This window comes from Bradyrhizobium sp. SOJA106, from assembly GCF_059448745.1.
The window spans coordinates 5,938,010-5,954,427 of the sequence record NZ_CM182549.1 but is presented as its reverse complement, the minus strand read 5'-3'; the positions used below and the strand labels follow the sequence as shown (position 1 = coordinate 5,954,427).

The window sequence follows — 16,418 nt, the reverse complement described above, 5'->3', positions numbered from 1 at the left end:
CGCAAGTCATGCCGGACCTCCCTTCAATGCTGTGTCGGCTCTTCCTCGATCGGCCGCCCGTGCAGATGTTCGAGCACCTAGCCGAGGTCGCGCACATCGAGCAATTCGCCCCAGATCTTGCAGCCGATGAAGTGGTCGCCCTCGCGTTGCGACCAGTTGCCTTGCGGGTTGCCTTCACGAGGCATAGCCCGCCATCCGCAACGGGAGCGCCAACTGGACGCCGATTGCGTGGCCGAGCTGGCTCTCGACGAAGTCTTTCAGCGCATCGGAGATCTCGTGGCCTTCGGCAGAAATGCGGCGCTCAAGTTCGCGCGCCACATCTTCGGAGGCGTCTCGGGACCACCCCTCGACCGGATTGAATGCCACGACGCGAAGGACCTGATCGTATTGCCCGGCGAGCATGTCTCCGATCAGCGTGGCGTAGGTGATGCCTTCGTCAGTCTCGCCAAACGCTGCGCCATCCCGGAATTCCTCCAGGACCAAATAGAAATCTTTGTCGAGGCGATCGTTCGGGATGATCGAAGGGAAGGCCATACGCAAGAACTTCCAGTGACCGGAGTCCAAGATAGGCAGCGAGAAGGCGTATCACGCCCCGCATGCGCTGCAGGAAGGGCGGAGAGACGGCCCCGGCTCTCAGGCTTGGGAAGTATGGGCCGGGGCCGCTCTTGCCAGGCCGGCGGCGGGCTTGGAGGAAGCCTTGCCGCGTTCGGCATCGCGTGGACCTGGAATGCGACTAACGGGGTGGAGGATGTTGCTATGGACGAAAGCGGCTGGATCGCACTCGGCCCTGGCTCGTTCTTCTCGCTGGTTATGGGCTGCGGCTTGATGGCCTTGATGTTCTTCAGCAGCCGCCGAGGCTATGACAAGGCCGCGGATCCGTTCCGGAACAAGGACCCGAAATAGATGGTGAAATGCTTCGCCATGTTTGTAAGCTTGTCTGCAGCTTCCCGTCCCTAGAATACCGAGCGCTGAAATCGCCCGCGGCTTATTGGTCGCTCGACGACGGCAGCCCAGCCGTCACATATGCATTCCAACGAGCTTTAGGTTCCACGTGCTTGACAACAATCGGGAATCTCCGCCGCGTTGTCTTTGGCAAGTGTTGCAACCTGGCTACAGCAACGAGCAGGTCAAGCGATTATCATTTCTTTGCAGGTGGCGAACGCACCGATTCACTGAAGTTCTTTCCTGGGGAGACAATGCGCATGAAGAAACTGTTTGCAGTCGCCGCTGGCGCCGGAGCGCTGGCTCTGGGCTTGACGGCTCCAGCCAGTGCAGCGGACTTGGCTGCACGTCCGTACACCAAGGCTCCGCCACCCGTAGTCGCGACAATCTATGACTGGAGCGGCTTCTACATCGGCGTCAACGGAGGTTATGGCTCCTCGCATACCTGCGCCGACATCGTCGCGGTTGGCGTCGTCCCAGTCGCGCCGGCGGCTGCCGAGGGCTGCCACAACGCGACCGGCGGCACTGCCGGTGGTCAGATCGGCTACCGTTGGCAATCGGCCAACTGGGTGTTCGGCCTTGAGGGGCAGGGCAACTGGGCCGATTTCACGGGCAGCAACATTGGTCTTTTCACTGGGGCTGACAATCGCTCACGGATCGACTCGTTTGGTTTGATCACTGGCCAGGTGGGATATGCCTGGAATAATGTGCTGCTCTACGTGAAGGGCGGCGCAGCTGTGGTTGGAGATCGCTTCGACACTTACATTCCGCCTGGGTTCGTTGGAGCTGGCACGCTCTTGGCGTCTTCACGCGACACCCGTTGGGGAGCGACGGTCGGCGCTGGCATCGAGTTTGGTTTTGCGCCGAATTGGTCGGTCGGCTTCGAGTATGATCATATCTTCCTGGGACATCACGATACGGTTTTCACCACTCCGGCTGGCGGCGTTTTCGGGACGGCTCGCATTGGACAGGATGTCGACATGGGGCTGGTTCGGGTGAACTACCGTTGGGGTGGACCGGTCGTCGCGAAGTACTAAGCAGCGTCAGCTGAACGAAAATGATAGGCCGGCTCAGCGAGCCGGCCTTGTGGGTGGGCACCGAATGGGCTCCTGCAACAAGGCTGGAGTCAAACTGGTTTGCACTTCCTTGATGCGACAGGTTCCGCGGCCAGCCCCCAAAATCAAAGCTGCCGGAGGACGGGCTGCTCAGAACTACCTCTAAATGGCAGGGAATGTGGCCATTCAGTCACAGCTGTCAGCGATAGACGTCTGCTAAAAAGCCCCTTCGTTATTTGGGAGTCCAGCATGCCAAATGATGTCGCTCAGAGCCCTGCGGGACGCAACGACCACACCAAGGTCGCTCCAAACCATGCTCCCGTGTCGCGTCGCTCGAAGGTGCCTGAAGCAGAACAGGCCGCCGATGATGCAGCTCCGTATGTGCCAGGCAAGTGGAGCTGGGGCCCGCCGAGCGCTACGTCCGAGTGGTAGTACCTTGGTCCGCGCGAACGGACTCGGATCGACAGCGGGAAATCTCACCGAGATGGGCTCTCTAGCGCGAAACCATTTGAATAGCACCGGACGCCGTGCCACACCGTGCTCTTGCGAGGGTGTCGGCGGCTGCGTCCACTAGCGGGTTATTCGCGGTGGCCGGCCGGGCGCGGTGCGGTAGTGAACGTCCGCTCCGCCTTAACTGGCGCCGCTCCTCTGGTCTCGAGCTACCCGCATTACCAGCCTCGACCCGTCCCAGACCTCGATGGCAGCATGTGCTTCTAAGAGCGCCGCCACACGAGATTTGAGCTCGGCTTCATCTACGCCTTCGATCTCATACATCGCCAGCGAGACGCCCCTCAAATCGACTGCATGACCATGTTAGACAACTCGATTGGCGGTGGCGCGTCTCCCGAAACATTCCGGCTCACAGGCTCCTGGATGAATTCGCCTTCGTTAAGGCCGCACTCTCCGATTCGCGTGCTCGCCTCACGCGGCAACATTGGGCTGGTAGCATTTTGCGCAGTAAAGTCGGCCAAGTCTGATGAATGGAAGTTCGGTTAATCTGTACATCAGCGCCGCGATGGCGACGCTGCAAAGCATACAGAGGGCGCCAATAAGCAGCGGCGGTAGGCCGTTGAGCACTCGAAACAGCACGCCAATCACGATCATGTGCCAAAGGTAGAGAGAATAGGAGATCTTTCCGAGAGACAGCAGGGGGCGCCATTCAAGAGCCCTCTGGACATTCCGGCTGAGCTCGCCCTTTGTTTCAATGTGCCGGGTTCGCCGCAGGGAACGAGCGGTAATCCCGAATATGTTGATGCGTTGCAAGCGATCGCTCGGAAATGGGCTTGCCAGAGGCGTACGTCGCAGCGCTCGCGAGCTGAGGCGACCCCGCCGGTTCGACGAAGGCCGCAGCGAACTCAATCGCTGCGGCCCGCGCAAGGTCAAATGAACCGGGTGAAAACGATCTACGTGAACTATGGAGCCAGCCCCGGCTTGCCGAATCTTCCCGGTAGCTTCAGTTCCGGCGACAACAAATGTGAACCCGCTGTGCCTTTTGGCATCGCCCTATTTACCAAACCAGAGCGCGACCCGGCCCGGCATTGCCAGCCGTTTCATAAAAATGCAATCCTTGAGGGAGCACAATCAAATTTGCATCCTGATAAAGAAGAGGAGGCAATGGTGAGTGAAAGAGGGGCTAGGGCAAGCAGATTTGTTGTTCGAATGGGAGGCACTGGTTGGATGGTTTACGATCGAGAGCGCAAGGGACCTGCGCTGATCGGGACCGATTGGGCAGCTAATCTGACGAAGGAGCAGGCAGAACGAGCATACCGAACTTTGTCCCGATCAGTTGGAGAGCCGGAAGGGCCACCGACTTAGTCAGTTCAGCGTCGCGCCTTTGCCAGCAGATCTTCCCCCTGGCGTCAGCAGCCGCAATAGGTCCCGCTCTCGTGCAGCTCGAGCCAGCCGCGATCGGCGCGGGCCTTCAACTTTGCCCTGTCTTGTGCGTTACCTTTGCACCATGGCCGTGACGGACGCAGAACTCTTCCGCAAGGAAGCCGAGGATTGCCTCCACCTTGCGGAGAAGGCGATCAGCGCCCTAGACAAGGAAGAGTGGCAGCGCTTGGCCGCCGAGTGGCTTAAGCTCGCACAGGAAGCCGAGAGTCGTGGAGGTCGATGGTTTCGCACCTGATATGCACGGCATCACGAAGTGCGACCTCTGGTCGTTGCCGGGTCGACTAATGATTGTTCGACGGTGCCAGCGCACGCAGGCCCGCCAGTTCAGGTCGTTCATCCCTATTGACGGATCTCGTATCGCTCGCAGCGAGGATCGCCGCGTTTCACCAGAGTGATCTCTTGGAAGTTGTATTTTGGTTCACAGTGCAATAGCCCATATTCCGACAAATACGGGTATGGTGCGCGCTAACATAGATTCACGCCCGCCGGAACGTCTTGTGGATACCCGCGTATCGTGTAGGTGCAGACCTCGCGGAGGCTAGGATCTGCCCTTCCGGACGTCTCGGCTCTGCCTTGAGCTGCCTCTTGTGAATGAGCCTGGAAAAGCGGAGCCAATGCGAAGAATACCACAAAAAAGGCACGCATTTTGTTTCCCCTTGGTTTGCGCCCTCAAATTGCGACCACCAAGTTAATCATACGCTCCCGCCCCATTTGAGCTGCCAGGGCGCTTCGATACTGCACGCGATAACGGCCCCGGCGCGCGAGGCTGGCGGACACGCCGGAGCCGTTCGTCTCCGTGCGCTCCGCCGCGCGCAAAGCCACTGTACAGGGAAGGAGCGGCAAAGTGAGATGCGCTCCGGGAGTAACCCATGAGGCCATCTCAATGACCTTGACGGCGGACTCATCGTCGGAGTCTGATCGGCGCCATGGGGCAGCACCAGACGACATCGACAAGCTCGCGCGCATGGAGCGGCTTTGCCGTGGCGCGGTGCTGCCGCTGGAGCGGCCGGCCTAATCGATGTCGCCGGCGGCTTTGAGGCGGTAAACGACCAGGAGCCCGCTGGTCTAACAGCCGGCGGGCTTCTCTCTTGCGGCCCTCTTAAGCGACCAGTTTAATGGCTTCGATCACCGGGAGGATCGCAATGCAGAAATTGATTATGGCGGCTGTAATGGCCGCCGCACTCGTACTTGCAGCATGTGGCAGAGAGCCTGGGCCAAAGGGTGATCCAGGACCCCAGGGGCCGGCTGGCCCGCAAGGTGCCCAGGGGATTCAGGGCGTGCCAGGTCCTCAGGGGGCAGCAGGCGCTCAAGGACCCCAAGGACCACAGGGGCCGAAGGGTGACAAGGGAGACAAAGGCGATCCGGCGTCGGTCAACATCCGAGCGTTGCAGGCGGACGGCGCCGTCAATTGCGACAGCAGCGAAACGCTTGTGTCGGTGTTCTGCCCCAGTGGTGGCAGCGCGGATGGCGGAAAGTGCGGCACTTCACCGACGATTGGTCTTTGCCTGAAAAAGTAAAACTGGAGTCAGACCCCGCCGGTTCACGCTGGCGGGCTTTGTACTCGGGCTGATGACGTGGACCAAATCGCTGGAGTTAATCCGTACATTCTATTCGCGCCCGCAGTCACAACTCGCGCGTGCATGCGGCATAATCGCATTGAGGTTGCTTTTCTTTGCGAAACATCTCAACAGAGTGTCTAATGATAGTTAAACTCTGAAGGTCTAGCATTTTGGGGTTCATGGTCATGCGCCACTTTTCGAGGCGACGGCACCCCGAGAAACGCAAGCCACCCTCCAAGTGGGTCGTCGTGTACGGAGGCATGTCCGTGGAGTGTAGCGACGAGGCAAGCGCGAAGAATTTGGCGGCCAAGCTCCGTCGGAAAGGGTACCGGCTGGCGGCTCGAACGGCGGAGGGGGTGTCGCCTTCCTGGCGAATTGATCCCGAGGAGAGCTGGACGAGTGGCTGAGCCGGGAAACCAAACTGAGTTGATGGACAGGCCGCTTCTGCAGGGCAAGGCGGTGAAATACAAGATACCCGCCAATTCACGCTGGCGGGCCTTTCTCAGCGTCGGGTTGGTGTGGGGAGCCAGTGAGGATTTCATACGCTCGCTCTGCCTGCTCCTTCGTCAGATTGGCTGCGAACTCGGTCCCGACCACCGCCGGGCCTTTGCGCTCACGATCGTAGACCATCCAACCGAGGCCTCCCATGCGAACGAGAAATCTGTTCCGAGGCGCGGCGCTGTCAGTCAAGAGCAGTCCTCCTGATGCCCCTAACAAGTACGCCACGCCTATTCCTACGGTTATGTGAATCACCCAGGGAAAAATGGACGCATCTCTGGCCGTGTTCCTGGCGAGAACCTCGGCCGGTGTGCTCAAACGAACAGAGCAGCGCTCGGGCCGCCTCAGCCCGCGTCTTGGCGGACCGCGATCGCAAGCCGCTGATTGCCTCGTTCGAAGTCAGGCTGGACATCGGCACCGCGTGATCCGCAGGCTTAGCAGACAAACCGCGGCTCGAGATCGGACAGCCGAACATCGTCAGGCCAACGATCGGCACTCAGCGCGACGTGATGGCCGCAATGGCAGTAGATCAGGATCCCGCGTAGGCCCTCTCGCGCATCTCGCCGAACCTTAAGCGGCCGACCATCGGCCTGCGTTGGCGTGTGGCGTCGGACAGGGCGAGGCATGCCGGCATCAAAGCGGCATCATAAGTGTCTCGCCTTATCAATAGCTGGTGGTTCCGAGCGGGCGCGGGCTACTGGGCGCCGTGGGTGTGGAAAAGCGAAGTGTGTCGGTCACGCAGGGGGCGCGATCAAGGGCGCCGCTTATATCCAAAGGGGTACAGACCCGATTGCCGAATCACCCTAGACCTCGGCATGCCTCGGCGGCCCCCCATTACTGTCGAGGCCTCCAACAGCGGCTCCGGCGGGTTGTGCTGGGGCCGTTTTTTGACCTGCAAGCTGCCCTCACTGGCTATTTCGCATTGGCGGCAAGCTGCGGGTTGCTTCCAGCGACTGCTACCGAAGGACTTTGGGCAGCACGACGACAACCTCAATCACTTGTTTCAAGATCTCCGTAGCCAGATCCGAAATCACCAAGGCGAAGTCATCTTCGATCTCCGCGGCGATGCTTTCGTCCTTCGCATAGACGTACAAGAGGGGTCCATCCACTTCAGCAAATCTGACGCCAGCGAACACGCGATAGAACACAGTCGCGCCTATTACACCGGCTAGCTTTGCCTGAATCGCGTAGTCTTGGGTGTCGCTGAGATCCATAGCGCGGAGATAAAGTCACTTCGCGCGAAAACAAGTCTTAAAAAAACTTTCAGCAACCTATTGCAAGCGAGCTGGCGGGGACTCTTGCTGTCTGCGGGCGCGGTTCTCACGCACTCCGCCCCCCAGTTACCCAACCTCGCTTCCCGTCGATGGCAACTTAGGGCCGGCATCGCTGAGACGATGAACCAGGCTCTGCCCGAGGCAACAAAGTTGGCATGAGATACTCTGTCGTTAGCCTTTCGTCACCTGTGCGTACAGGCGATGTTACTCCCGGATTATAGATCGTCGCGAACATCCCGTCTGGGCACTCCGGCAGGAGTCACCAACGCTGACGGTGACGTTCGCGGTCGGTTCTCCGGTGGAAACCAATTTCCCTGAAGAGGAAAAACCTTCCACGAACGTTAGAACGAAGAGGGACTCTAGCGAACATGCCCGAGCGGCATGCCAAGCGTTCTGGCTTTCTGACGCAGGGATGCCTCGGTTCGCTTCATAGCTTTAGCGATCTTCGTGACCGGAGTCCGTGCCCTTGAATGGGCGCGCAACTCTTTGACGTCTGCCGCTGTGTACTCGCGCCGGACTCGCTTCTTCACTTTTTTGGACATAACGACTCCATTGACAAAAACTTCGCTCCCAGTAGTCGGAGATGTGGGCGCCGCAATGACCAAGGCATGTATTTTAGCAAGGACAAGCGTCAGCCAGCGACCTTGCCGGCGGCGCGAAGCCTCAGCGGCTCGGTAGCCGGTCCACAATACTGGACAACACTTTTGGTGGTAGCTTGATAGCAGAGAGTCTCCAGGTCGAGCCTTCGAAGTGCATGCTAACGCTTCCGGCGTCCTGACTCTCGCCAAGCCTCACGGAAAATTCGACGGGCTTCACTAGCGAGATCCGGCTTGCGAAAACGAAGAAGTTTGAGGCGTCGAGCTCGGCAAGTGAAGACATCGTCCCAAAAGTGATGTTCTCTGCTCCGTTCCGAACGGTACCACTCTTCAGTAGCACGGAGAGATTTTCAGACGTCATGAGCTTGGTCACAAAATCATCCGCGATCGTTGCGCCAAACGCGTTGATAGCCATTCGTTCGAACGCGCGTACAGGCCGCTTTTGGCCAAGACGATGGAGATAGGCCGATACTATTTGGTCGACGAGCGAATGGCGAACGCGCGGCAAATTCGTCCGAACCATCACCTCTGCAGTGTTTCCGCTCCTCACGGCCGAAACCAGGCTCAGGGCAGAAACAAAAGCGGATCCCGCGTATACCAGAAGGAAGATCAGGAAAGCCGTGACGATGCCCACAAGCCACTTCATGATGCGGCAATCGAAATGGTTGGGCTTCGTTCCAATGGCTTATGTCACAAGAAGACGGCAGCACAATGCGCCTGTATCCTCCGGCGAGAGCAGGAGCTGACTGGTGGTGGCTGTGCTCGGCGGAGCTCGAGCACACGCCATTAAGGGGAGGGGAGCCGCCGGGATCTCGGGTCGGTCCGACCGGAATCCGCAACCATCCAGAACGCTGATCGCCAGGCGCTTTGGACGGCACCCAACGCTTCGAAGCCATCAAGCGTGCGGTACCCCCGTCCGTTGGGGCGCAGGCATAAATTGGATCCACAGCCTCGAAAAGAACACAAGAGAGGCCAGGAACGCAGCGATGGTTTGCTGGTTTCCGGTTTTTCCCGGACAGGGTGGAGTATGGTCACGTGGATGGCGCGGAGCAAGCTGGCACCAAGACGGCGGATGCCTCTCAAAAAAGAGCAATAAAAGACATCGCCACAGAGGCGGGTTTCGGCGCAGTGGTACTGGGAGCCATGGCTGGCTGGCTTTACGCTTTGACCCGAGGCGTCATTCTCGCGATAAGCTGGATTGTTAGTTAGAGTCTGATAGCCGCTACGCTACCAGCGTCGCAAGCTTCAGCACCGCGCACATCAGCATTCCCCACATTGCGAGACTGATGAGCAGTCCGCCCAACATGCTGCGCCCTCCGGGCACTTGGTATCGATAGCCTGCTGCTGATTCGACGAATTTGCCAGAAATTCCCGTTGTGCGGTGCAATCACGGAGGAAGGGGGCGGCGGATCAGGGATGGCGGCTATGGTGAGGTTCCGGCATACATTTGACCGCTTCGCCCAGCATGCAAACCATCCGGAGGGGTGACTACCTGCCTCGGCCGGCTGAACCCCGCTGGCATTGTCCGGCAACCGAGTTCGGCCGGGAAAGAGGTCGGGTCATCGGATGCTGGACTCCGTTCCAGCCAGCATCCTGAATCAAAAACCTGCCAAAACCGGAATCCCTGCTCCAGTTAGCAAGACCGGTTGGGGCTAACCTGCGTCGGCCTTCAGCCCGGCCGCCTGGATGCCAGCCACCGCGCAGGCCTCATCATTGTCGGAGGTGTCGCCCGAGACGCCGACGGCGCCGAGCAGAGTCATCCTGTCCATGATCAGCACGCCGCCGGGGACAGGGACCAGCGCGCCCCTGGCAATCGTGTTCACTGCGTCGATGAAATAGGCCTGCTCCTGCGCGCGCTGGAACAGGGCGCGCGAGCCCATGCCCATGGCGAGTGCGCCATAGGCTTTGCCGTGCGCGATCTCGGCGCGCATCAGGCTGGTGCCGTCCTGCGCCGCCGCGATCTTGAGCACGCCGCGCGCATCCAGGATGGTGACGACCAGCGGCTTCAGCTTCAGCTCGGCGGATTTTGCGAAGGCGGCGTCGAGGATCTTTCGGCCGGTGTCGAGCGTGAGCTCAGCCATGGCTGTTTTCCTTTGCAGCGGTTGAAGTGGAATTGGTTCCGGCGCGGTCGAGGCTCATCGCCAGCACGCGCGCGACGTGAAGCGCCTCGCGCTGGGCGCCGTCATGGATCTGGTGCCGGCAGGAGGTGCCGTCGGCGACAACCAGCGTGCTCTGGTCCGCGCGCCGCACCGCGGGCAGCAGCGACAGCTCGGCCATCTCGATCGAGGCATCATAGGTGTCCGCACCATAGCCGAAGGCGCCGGCCATGCCGCAGCAGCTGGACTCGATGGTTTCGACCGTGAGGTCGGGGACGAGGCGCAGCACCTGCTGGACCGGCTTAAAGGCACCGAAGGATTTTTGGTGGCAATGGCCGTGCACCATGGCCTTGTCAGCGACGGCGCCGAGTGGCAATTGCAGCCGGCCGGCCTCGGCCTCGCGCACCAAAAACTCCTCGAAGGTGAGCGCGTGGGCGCCGATCGCCTTGGCGTCGTTGTCCTGGCGCAGCGAGCCGAGCTCGTCGCGCAGCGTCAGCAGGCAGCTCGGCTCGAGGCCGACGACCGGCACGCCGCGCGCGGCAAAGGGAGCGAAGGTCGCGACGAGCCGGTCGAGCTCGGCCCTCGCTTCATCGACGAGACCAGCTGAGAGGAAGGTGCGGCCGCAGCAGAGCGGGCGGCTGCCGCTCGCGGGCTTTGGCATGTGCACCCGATAGGCGCCGGCCGCGAGCACGCGGAGCGCGGCGTCGAGATTCTCGCGCTCGTAGATGCGGTTGAACGTATCGGCGAACAGCACGACCTCACGGCCACTTTCCGGACCGACGCTATCAGCGGGCGGCACGAACACGTCGCTACGGAAGGCGGGCAGGGCGCGGCGTGCGCTGATGCCGGCAAACCACTCGAACAGCTTTCGCAGCAGCGGGCTGTGGTTGCGCCAATTCGCCAGCGGCGCAAAGCGCGCGGCAAGGCCGGCATAGCGCGGCAAGTAGCCGACCAGGCGGTCGCGCAGCGTCAGGCCGTGGCTTGCGGCGCGCGCGGCGAGCACCTCGATCTTCATCTTGGCCATGTCGACGCCGGTTGGGCATTCGTGGCGGCAGGCCTTGCAGGAGACGCAGAGTTTCAAGGTCTCCATCATCTCGTCGGAGGCGAGCGCATCGGGGCCGAGCTGGCCTGATATCGCGAGCCGCAGCGTGTTGGCGCGCCCTCGCGTGACGTCCTTCTCGTTGCGCGTGGCGCGATAGGACGGGCACATCACGCCGCCCTCGAGCTTGCGGCAGGCGCCGTTGTTGTTGCACATCTCGACCGCGCCCTGGAAACCACCGCCGGCGCCGGGATAGGCGGACCAGTCGAGTTTTGTTTTCAGCTCGCCAACGCGATAGTCGGGCTTGAAGCGGAACAGCGAGCGATCGTCCATTTTGGGCGCGTCGACGATCTTGCCGGGATTGAGGACGCCTTCGGGATCGAAGCGCTGCTTCACCTCCCTGAAATCGGCGACGAGGCGCTCGCCGAACATCGTCTCGTGGAATTCGGAGCGCACCAGGCCGTCGCCATGCTCGCCGGAATGCGAGCCCTTGTACTCGCGCACCAGCGCGAAAGCCTCCTCGGCGATGGCGCGCATCGCCTTGACGTCCTTGTCCAGCTTCAGGTTCAACACGGGCCGCACGTGCAGACAGCCCTCGGAGGCGTGCGCATACATCGTGCCGCTGGTGCCGTGCTTGGCAAACACCTCGTTCAGCCGCGCGGTGTAGTCGGCGAGGTGCGGCAGCGGCACGGCGCAGTCCTCGACGAACGAGACCGGCTTGCCCTCCTGCTTCATCGACATCATGACGTTGAGGCCGGCGGCGCGGAAATCGGCGATGCCGCTTTGCAGCGCCGGCTCGGTGATCTCGACCACGCCGCCCCATTTGCGCGGCTCGTTGTTCCAGCCGAAGCCGAGATCGCCCATCAGCTCGGTGAGCTGCTTGAGGCGTACAAGGTTGTCCGCCTGATCTTCTTCAGCGAACTCGACCACCAGCACCGCGTCCGGATCGCCCTTGATCGCAGCGGAGATGATCGGGCGAAACATCGCGATGTCGCGGCCGAGCGCGATCATGGTGCGGTCGACCAGCTCGACCGCGATCGGCTTCAGCTTGACGAGGTGCTGCGCCGCATCCATCGCCTCGTAAAAACTGCCGAAATGGCAGACGCCGAGCGCCTTGTTGCGGATGACGGGCCACAGCTTCAGCTCGACCTTGGTGGTGAAGGCGAGGGTGCCTTCCGAGCCGACCAGCAGATGCGCCATGTTGCTCGGCGCATTGCGCGGCACCAGGGCGTCGAGATTGTAGCCGCCGACGCGGCGCTGCACCTTTGGAAAGCGCGCCGCGATCTCATCCGCCTCGCGGCTGCCGAGATCGAGCATGTCGCGGAACAGCGCGCGGGTGCTGTCGGGCACATCGACGTCGGAGAGATCGCGCGAGACCTCGCCGAAACGGCTCAGCGTGCCGTCGGCGAGCGCGGCCTCCATCGACAGCGTGTTGTCGCGCATGGTGCCGTAGCGGAGCGAGCGGCCGCCGCAGGAATTGTTGCCGGCCATCCCGCCGATCGTGGCGCGCGACGCCGTGGAGACGTCGACCGGAAACCACAGGCCGTGCTTTCTGAGCTGGCGGTTGAGGTCGTCGAGCACGATGCCGGGCTCGACCACGCAGGTGCGGCCCTCGACATCGAGCGACAGGATGCGGTTGAGGTGCTTCGAGAGATCGACCACGAGGCCGTCATTCACGGTCTGGCCGCATTGCGAGGTGCCGCCGCCGCGCGGGGTGACCTTCAGCCCCTCGTCGCGGGCGATCGCCAGCGCCCTCAAGGCCTCGCCCATGGTCTTCGGCACCACCACGCCCGCCGGCATGATCTGGTAGAACGAGGCGTCGGTGGCGTAGCGGCCGCGGCTGAAGGGGTCGAACAGGACGTCGCCGGTCACTTCCGACCGCAGGCGCCGTTCGAGCGAGGAGGCGTTTGTCATCCCTGATCCCGGACTGCCCCAGCGAGGCTCACGCCTTGCTGAGTTATTCATTATGGCTTTCGACCGATTATATGATGAATTCAAAATGAGCAAGCCGGCCGCCCCTAAGGCGAAGCTGGGGCGTCCTCTTGGGGCTCGGTCAGGTGCTCGATCGCGGCCGTCCGCTTGTTGCGCAGGTGCTGGAACAGGATGTCGCTGAGCTCGCTGGCGGCTCTCCGGCGCAGCGCATCGAGGATCGCCTCGTGCTCACGCATCGCCTCGGCCCAGCGCTGCCGCTTGCGGGCGAAATTGGCGGAGTAGCGGACGCGGCGAATGCGGCCGGCGAAATTGGCGTAGGCCGTCTTCAGCGTGTCGTTGCGTGCAGCCGCGACGATGCTCTCGTGGATGCGCTGGTTGGTCTGGAAATAGCCGTGCATGTCGCGATGCAGATAGTGGCCGTACATCTCGTAATGCAGCTGCTCGATCGCGGTGATTTCCGCATCCGTAATGGCCTCGCAGGCGAGGCGCCCGGCGAGGCTCTCCAGTCCCGCCATGACGTCGAACAGTTCTTCCAGGTCGCGCTGGCTGAGCTGTCGCACCCGCGCGCCGCGGTTGGGCAGCAGCTCGATCAGGCCCTCGGCGGCGAGCACCTTGAGCGCCTCGCGTAGCGGCGTGCGGGAGATGCCGAGCATCTCGCAGAGTTGCCGCTCGGGAACGCGCGCGCCTTCCGGGATGTTGCCTTCGACCACGTAGTCGCGCAGCCGCAGCAGGATCTCGCCGTGAAGCGAGGCCTCCTGACGGTCGCCGCCATTGCCAGCCGGTGGGGCGATCGGAACCCCGGTATCGGGAATCGTGGATTTCATTTGCAGCACAGTAGTTTGCCGGGTCAGTCGCGTCGACGTCCACGATCGAATACCAAATTTCGATTGAAAGGACAAAAAATGAATGCAAAATAGCCTCCGGAGCCGGCCAGAACCCGCCGACAGGGAGGTTTTCATGCATCAGGGACGCCATTTCCTTCAGATTCCGGGCCCGAGCCCGGTCCCCGGGCGTGTCCTGCGCGCCATGGACATGCCGGTGATTGACCACCGGAGCGCCGAGTTCGGCGAGCTCGGCAGGACCGTGCTCGAGGGCAGCCAGAAGATTTTCCAGACCCAAGGCCCGGTCGTGATCTTTCCGTCTTCGGGGACCGGCGCTTGGGAGGCTGCGATCGTCAACACGCTGTCGCCGGGCGACAAGGTGCTGATGATCGAGACCGGCCATTTCGCCACCCTGTGGCGGCAGATGGCCGGCCGCTTCGGTATCGAGGTCGATTTCGTGCCCGGCGACTGGCGCCGCGGCGCTGACCCCGCCGTGATCGAAGCAAAGCTGACTGAGGACAAGGCGCGCGCGATCAAGGCCGTCATGGTCGTGCACAACGAGACCTCGACCGGCGCGACCAGCCGCATCGCCGAGATCCGCGCCGCGATCGATCGCGCCGCACATCCGGCCCTGCTGATGGTCGACACCATCTCCTCGCTCGGCTCGGTCGACTACCGCCACGACGAATGGAAGGTCGACGTCAGCGTCAGCTGCTCGCAGAAGGGCTTCATGCTGCCGCCCGGCCTCGGCTTCAACGCGATCTCGGAGAAGGCGCTGGCTGCGTCCAAGACCAACAAGATGCCGCGTTCCTATTTCGACTGGGAGGAGATGCTCAAGCCCAATGCCAAAGGCTTCTTCCCCTACACGCCGGCGACCAATCTGCTCTACGGCCTGCGCGAGGCGATCGCGATGCTGCTCGAGGAGGGGCTCGACAACGTGTTCGCGCGCCATCAGCGGCTGGCGGCCGCAACGCGTGCCGCCGTCAATCATTGGGGCCTCGAAGTGCTCTGCCAGGAGCCGTCAGAGTTCTCGCCGGTGCTCACGGCAGTGCTGATGCCGCCCGGCCATGATGCCGACCAGTTCAGAAAGGTCGTGCTCGACAATTACAATATGTCGCTCGGCTCTGGTCTGTCGAAGGTCGCCGGAAAAGTCTTCCGCATTGGTCATCTCGGCGAATGCAATGCGCTGACCTTGCTCGGCGCGCTCACCGGCGTCGAGATGGGTCTCGCGGTTGCCGGCGTGCCGCACCGCTCCGGCGGCGTCTATGTCGCAATGAAGCTCTTGGAGCAGCGCCCAGAGGGCAACGCGTCGCCGCATCTGAAAGTGGTCGGCACTTAAAGCTGCGCGGGACACGCGGCTGACAATCATAACAAGCAATCAGGGAGGGGTGGAGATGGGAATTCGATTCAAGGCGACGCATGTCGTGCTGGCAATGCTCTGCGCGATGTATTTCATCACCTATGTCGACCGGGTGAACATCGGCACCGCCGCGAGCGAGATCCAGAAGGAGCTGGGTCTATCGAACACCCAGCTCGGCCTCGTCTTCTCCGCCTTCGCCTATCCCTACCTCTTGTTCCAGGTGATCGGCGGCTGGGTCGGCGATCATTTCGGGCCGCGCAAGACGCTGTTCTGGTGCGGCATGATCTGGGCGGTCGCCACCATCATGACCGGCTTCGTCAACGGTCTCGCTGCGCTGTTCGTCGCACGCTTCGCGCTCGGCTTCGGCGAGGGCGCGACGTTCCCGACGGCGACGCGCGCGATGCAATACTGGACGCCGGCAAACCGCCGCGGCTTCGCGCAAGGCCTGACCCATTCTTTCGCCAGGCTCGGCAATGCGGTGACGCCGCCGGTGGTGGCGCTGTTGATCCTATGGCTGACCTGGCGCGGCGCCTTCGTCGTGCTCGGCTTCGTCAGCCTCATCTGGGGCGTGATCTGGGTCTGGTACTTCCGCAACGAGCCGAAGGACCACGCCTCGATCACCGAGGCCGAGCTCGCAGCGTTGCCGCCGCGCCCGAGCGGCGAGCGGCCGCGCGTGCCCTGGGGCCCACTGCTCGGGCGGATGTGGCCGGTGACGCTGACCTATTTCTGCTACGGCTGGTGCCTGTGGCTGTACCTGAACTGGCTGCCGCTGTTCTTCAAGAACAACTACAATCTCGACATCAAGAACTCGGCGCTGTTCGCCTCGGGCGTGTTCTTCGCCGGTGTGGTCGGCGACAGCGTCGGCGGTGTTCTCTCGGACAAGATCCTCGATCGCACCGGCAATGTCCGCCTGGCGCGGCTCAGCGTCACCGTAACAGGGTTTACGGGGGCGCTGCTTTCGCTGTTTCCGATCCTGTTCGTCCACGACATCACCGTCGTCGCGCTGTGCCTGTCGGCCGGCTTCTTCTGCGCCGAGCTCGTGATCGGCCCGATGTGGTCGATCCCGATGGACATCGCCCCGAAATATTCCGGCACCGCGTCGGGAATCATGAACACCGGCTCGGCCTTCGCCGCCATCGTATCGCCGCTGGTTGCCGGCTTCGTGATCGACATGACGGGCAACTGGTACCTGCCGTTCCTGATGTCGATCGGCCTGCTACTGCTCGGCGGCGTCTCGGCCTTCCTGATGCATCCAGAACGCCCGTTCACCGAGGCCGAGGGTCGCGTGCCCTCAGGCCGGGTCGTGGCTGCGGAATAGGGGCGTTCACAATTGCCCGTCGTGCCCGGGGCTTG

General features: G+C 62.1%; 15 protein-coding genes. 7 read left to right on the top strand and 8 right to left on the bottom strand.

Annotated features, from left to right (window positions below; all coding sequences use genetic code 11):
- Positions 1-174 precede the first annotated feature (174 nt).
- The gene (locus AC5V87_RS27995) at positions 175-534 is read right to left on the bottom strand and encodes a hypothetical protein (RefSeq protein ID WP_495368380.1); all 360 of its coding nucleotides are present in this window, start codon (positions 532-534) and stop codon (positions 175-177) included.
- A 114-nt stretch (positions 535-648) separates the two neighbouring features.
- On the opposite strand from AC5V87_RS27995, the gene AC5V87_RS27990 reads away from it, so the two are divergent.
- On the top strand, positions 649-903 hold the full coding sequence (locus tag AC5V87_RS27990) for a hypothetical protein (protein ID WP_495368378.1): 255 nt from the start codon (positions 649-651) through the stop codon (positions 901-903).
- Positions 904-1,202: 299 nt separating this feature from the next.
- The gene (locus tag AC5V87_RS27985) at positions 1,203-1,979 is read left to right on the top strand and encodes an outer membrane protein (RefSeq protein ID WP_495368376.1); all 777 of its coding nucleotides are present in this window, start codon (positions 1,203-1,205) and stop codon (positions 1,977-1,979) included.
- Positions 1,980-2,918: 939 nt separating this feature from the next.
- Here the strand turns inward: AC5V87_RS27985 and AC5V87_RS27980 are convergent.
- Positions 2,919-3,260, bottom strand: coding sequence for an acyltransferase family protein (locus AC5V87_RS27980; RefSeq protein ID WP_495368375.1), 342 nt, complete (start codon positions 3,258-3,260; stop codon positions 2,919-2,921).
- Positions 3,261-3,380: 120 nt separating this feature from the next.
- Here AC5V87_RS27980 and AC5V87_RS27975 point away from each other — a divergent pair, with 120 nt between their 5' ends.
- The 3 genes from AC5V87_RS27975 (at position 3,381) to AC5V87_RS27965 (ending at position 6,154) form a co-directional block, all read left to right on the top strand.
- Positions 3,381-3,812, top strand: a complete 432-nt coding sequence (locus AC5V87_RS27975) for a hypothetical protein (RefSeq protein WP_495368373.1) — start codon at positions 3,381-3,383, stop codon at positions 3,810-3,812.
- A 961-nt stretch (positions 3,813-4,773) separates the two neighbouring features.
- Positions 4,774-4,905, top strand: a complete 132-nt coding sequence (locus AC5V87_RS27970; protein ID WP_495368372.1) for a hypothetical protein — start codon at positions 4,774-4,776, stop codon at positions 4,903-4,905.
- A 943-nt stretch (positions 4,906-5,848) separates the two neighbouring features.
- The gene (locus tag AC5V87_RS27965; protein ID WP_495368371.1) at positions 5,849-6,154 is read left to right on the top strand and encodes a hypothetical protein; all 306 of its coding nucleotides are present in this window, start codon (positions 5,849-5,851) and stop codon (positions 6,152-6,154) included.
- A 749-nt stretch (positions 6,155-6,903) separates the two neighbouring features.
- On the opposite strand, the gene AC5V87_RS27960 is transcribed toward AC5V87_RS27965, so the two are convergent.
- The 6 genes from AC5V87_RS27960 to AC5V87_RS27935 all read right to left on the bottom strand — a co-directional run bounded on the left by AC5V87_RS27960 (position 6,904) and on the right by AC5V87_RS27935 (position 13,708).
- The gene (locus tag AC5V87_RS27960; RefSeq protein ID WP_456837185.1) at positions 6,904-7,161 is read right to left on the bottom strand and encodes a hypothetical protein; all 258 of its coding nucleotides are present in this window, start codon (positions 7,159-7,161) and stop codon (positions 6,904-6,906) included.
- A 419-nt stretch (positions 7,162-7,580) separates the two neighbouring features.
- Positions 7,581-7,763, bottom strand: coding sequence for a hypothetical protein (locus tag AC5V87_RS27955; RefSeq protein ID WP_456837186.1), 183 nt, complete (start codon positions 7,761-7,763; stop codon positions 7,581-7,583).
- Positions 7,764-7,884: 121 nt separating this feature from the next.
- Positions 7,885-8,463 (bottom strand): DUF2939 domain-containing protein, encoded by a 579-nt coding sequence (locus AC5V87_RS27950; RefSeq protein ID WP_456837187.1) that lies wholly within the window; start codon positions 8,461-8,463, stop codon positions 7,885-7,887.
- 1,006 nt (positions 8,464-9,469) lie between these two features.
- Positions 9,470-9,898 (bottom strand): GlcG/HbpS family heme-binding protein, encoded by a 429-nt coding sequence (locus tag AC5V87_RS27945; protein ID WP_495368370.1) that lies wholly within the window; start codon positions 9,896-9,898, stop codon positions 9,470-9,472.
- Entirely contained in the window at positions 9,891-12,866 is a 2,976-nt protein-coding gene (locus AC5V87_RS27940; RefSeq protein ID WP_495368368.1) for an FAD-binding and (Fe-S)-binding domain-containing protein, read from the bottom strand. The genes AC5V87_RS27945 and AC5V87_RS27940 overlap by 8 nt, the downstream gene beginning before the upstream one ends.
- 104 nt (positions 12,867-12,970) lie before the next feature.
- Positions 12,971-13,708, bottom strand: coding sequence for a GntR family transcriptional regulator (locus AC5V87_RS27935; protein ID WP_495368367.1), 738 nt, complete (start codon positions 13,706-13,708; stop codon positions 12,971-12,973).
- A gap of 133 nt (positions 13,709-13,841) precedes the next feature.
- On the opposite strand from AC5V87_RS27935, the gene AC5V87_RS27930 reads away from it, so the two are divergent.
- Together AC5V87_RS27930 and AC5V87_RS27925 are read left to right on the top strand one after the other, a co-directional pair.
- The gene (locus AC5V87_RS27930) at positions 13,842-15,044 is read left to right on the top strand and encodes a pyridoxal-phosphate-dependent aminotransferase family protein (RefSeq protein ID WP_495368366.1); all 1,203 of its coding nucleotides are present in this window, start codon (positions 13,842-13,844) and stop codon (positions 15,042-15,044) included.
- A 55-nt stretch (positions 15,045-15,099) separates the two neighbouring features.
- Entirely contained in the window at positions 15,100-16,383 is a 1,284-nt protein-coding gene (locus AC5V87_RS27925) for an MFS transporter (protein WP_495368365.1), read from the top strand.
- The last annotated feature ends 35 nt before the right edge of the window (positions 16,384-16,418 follow it).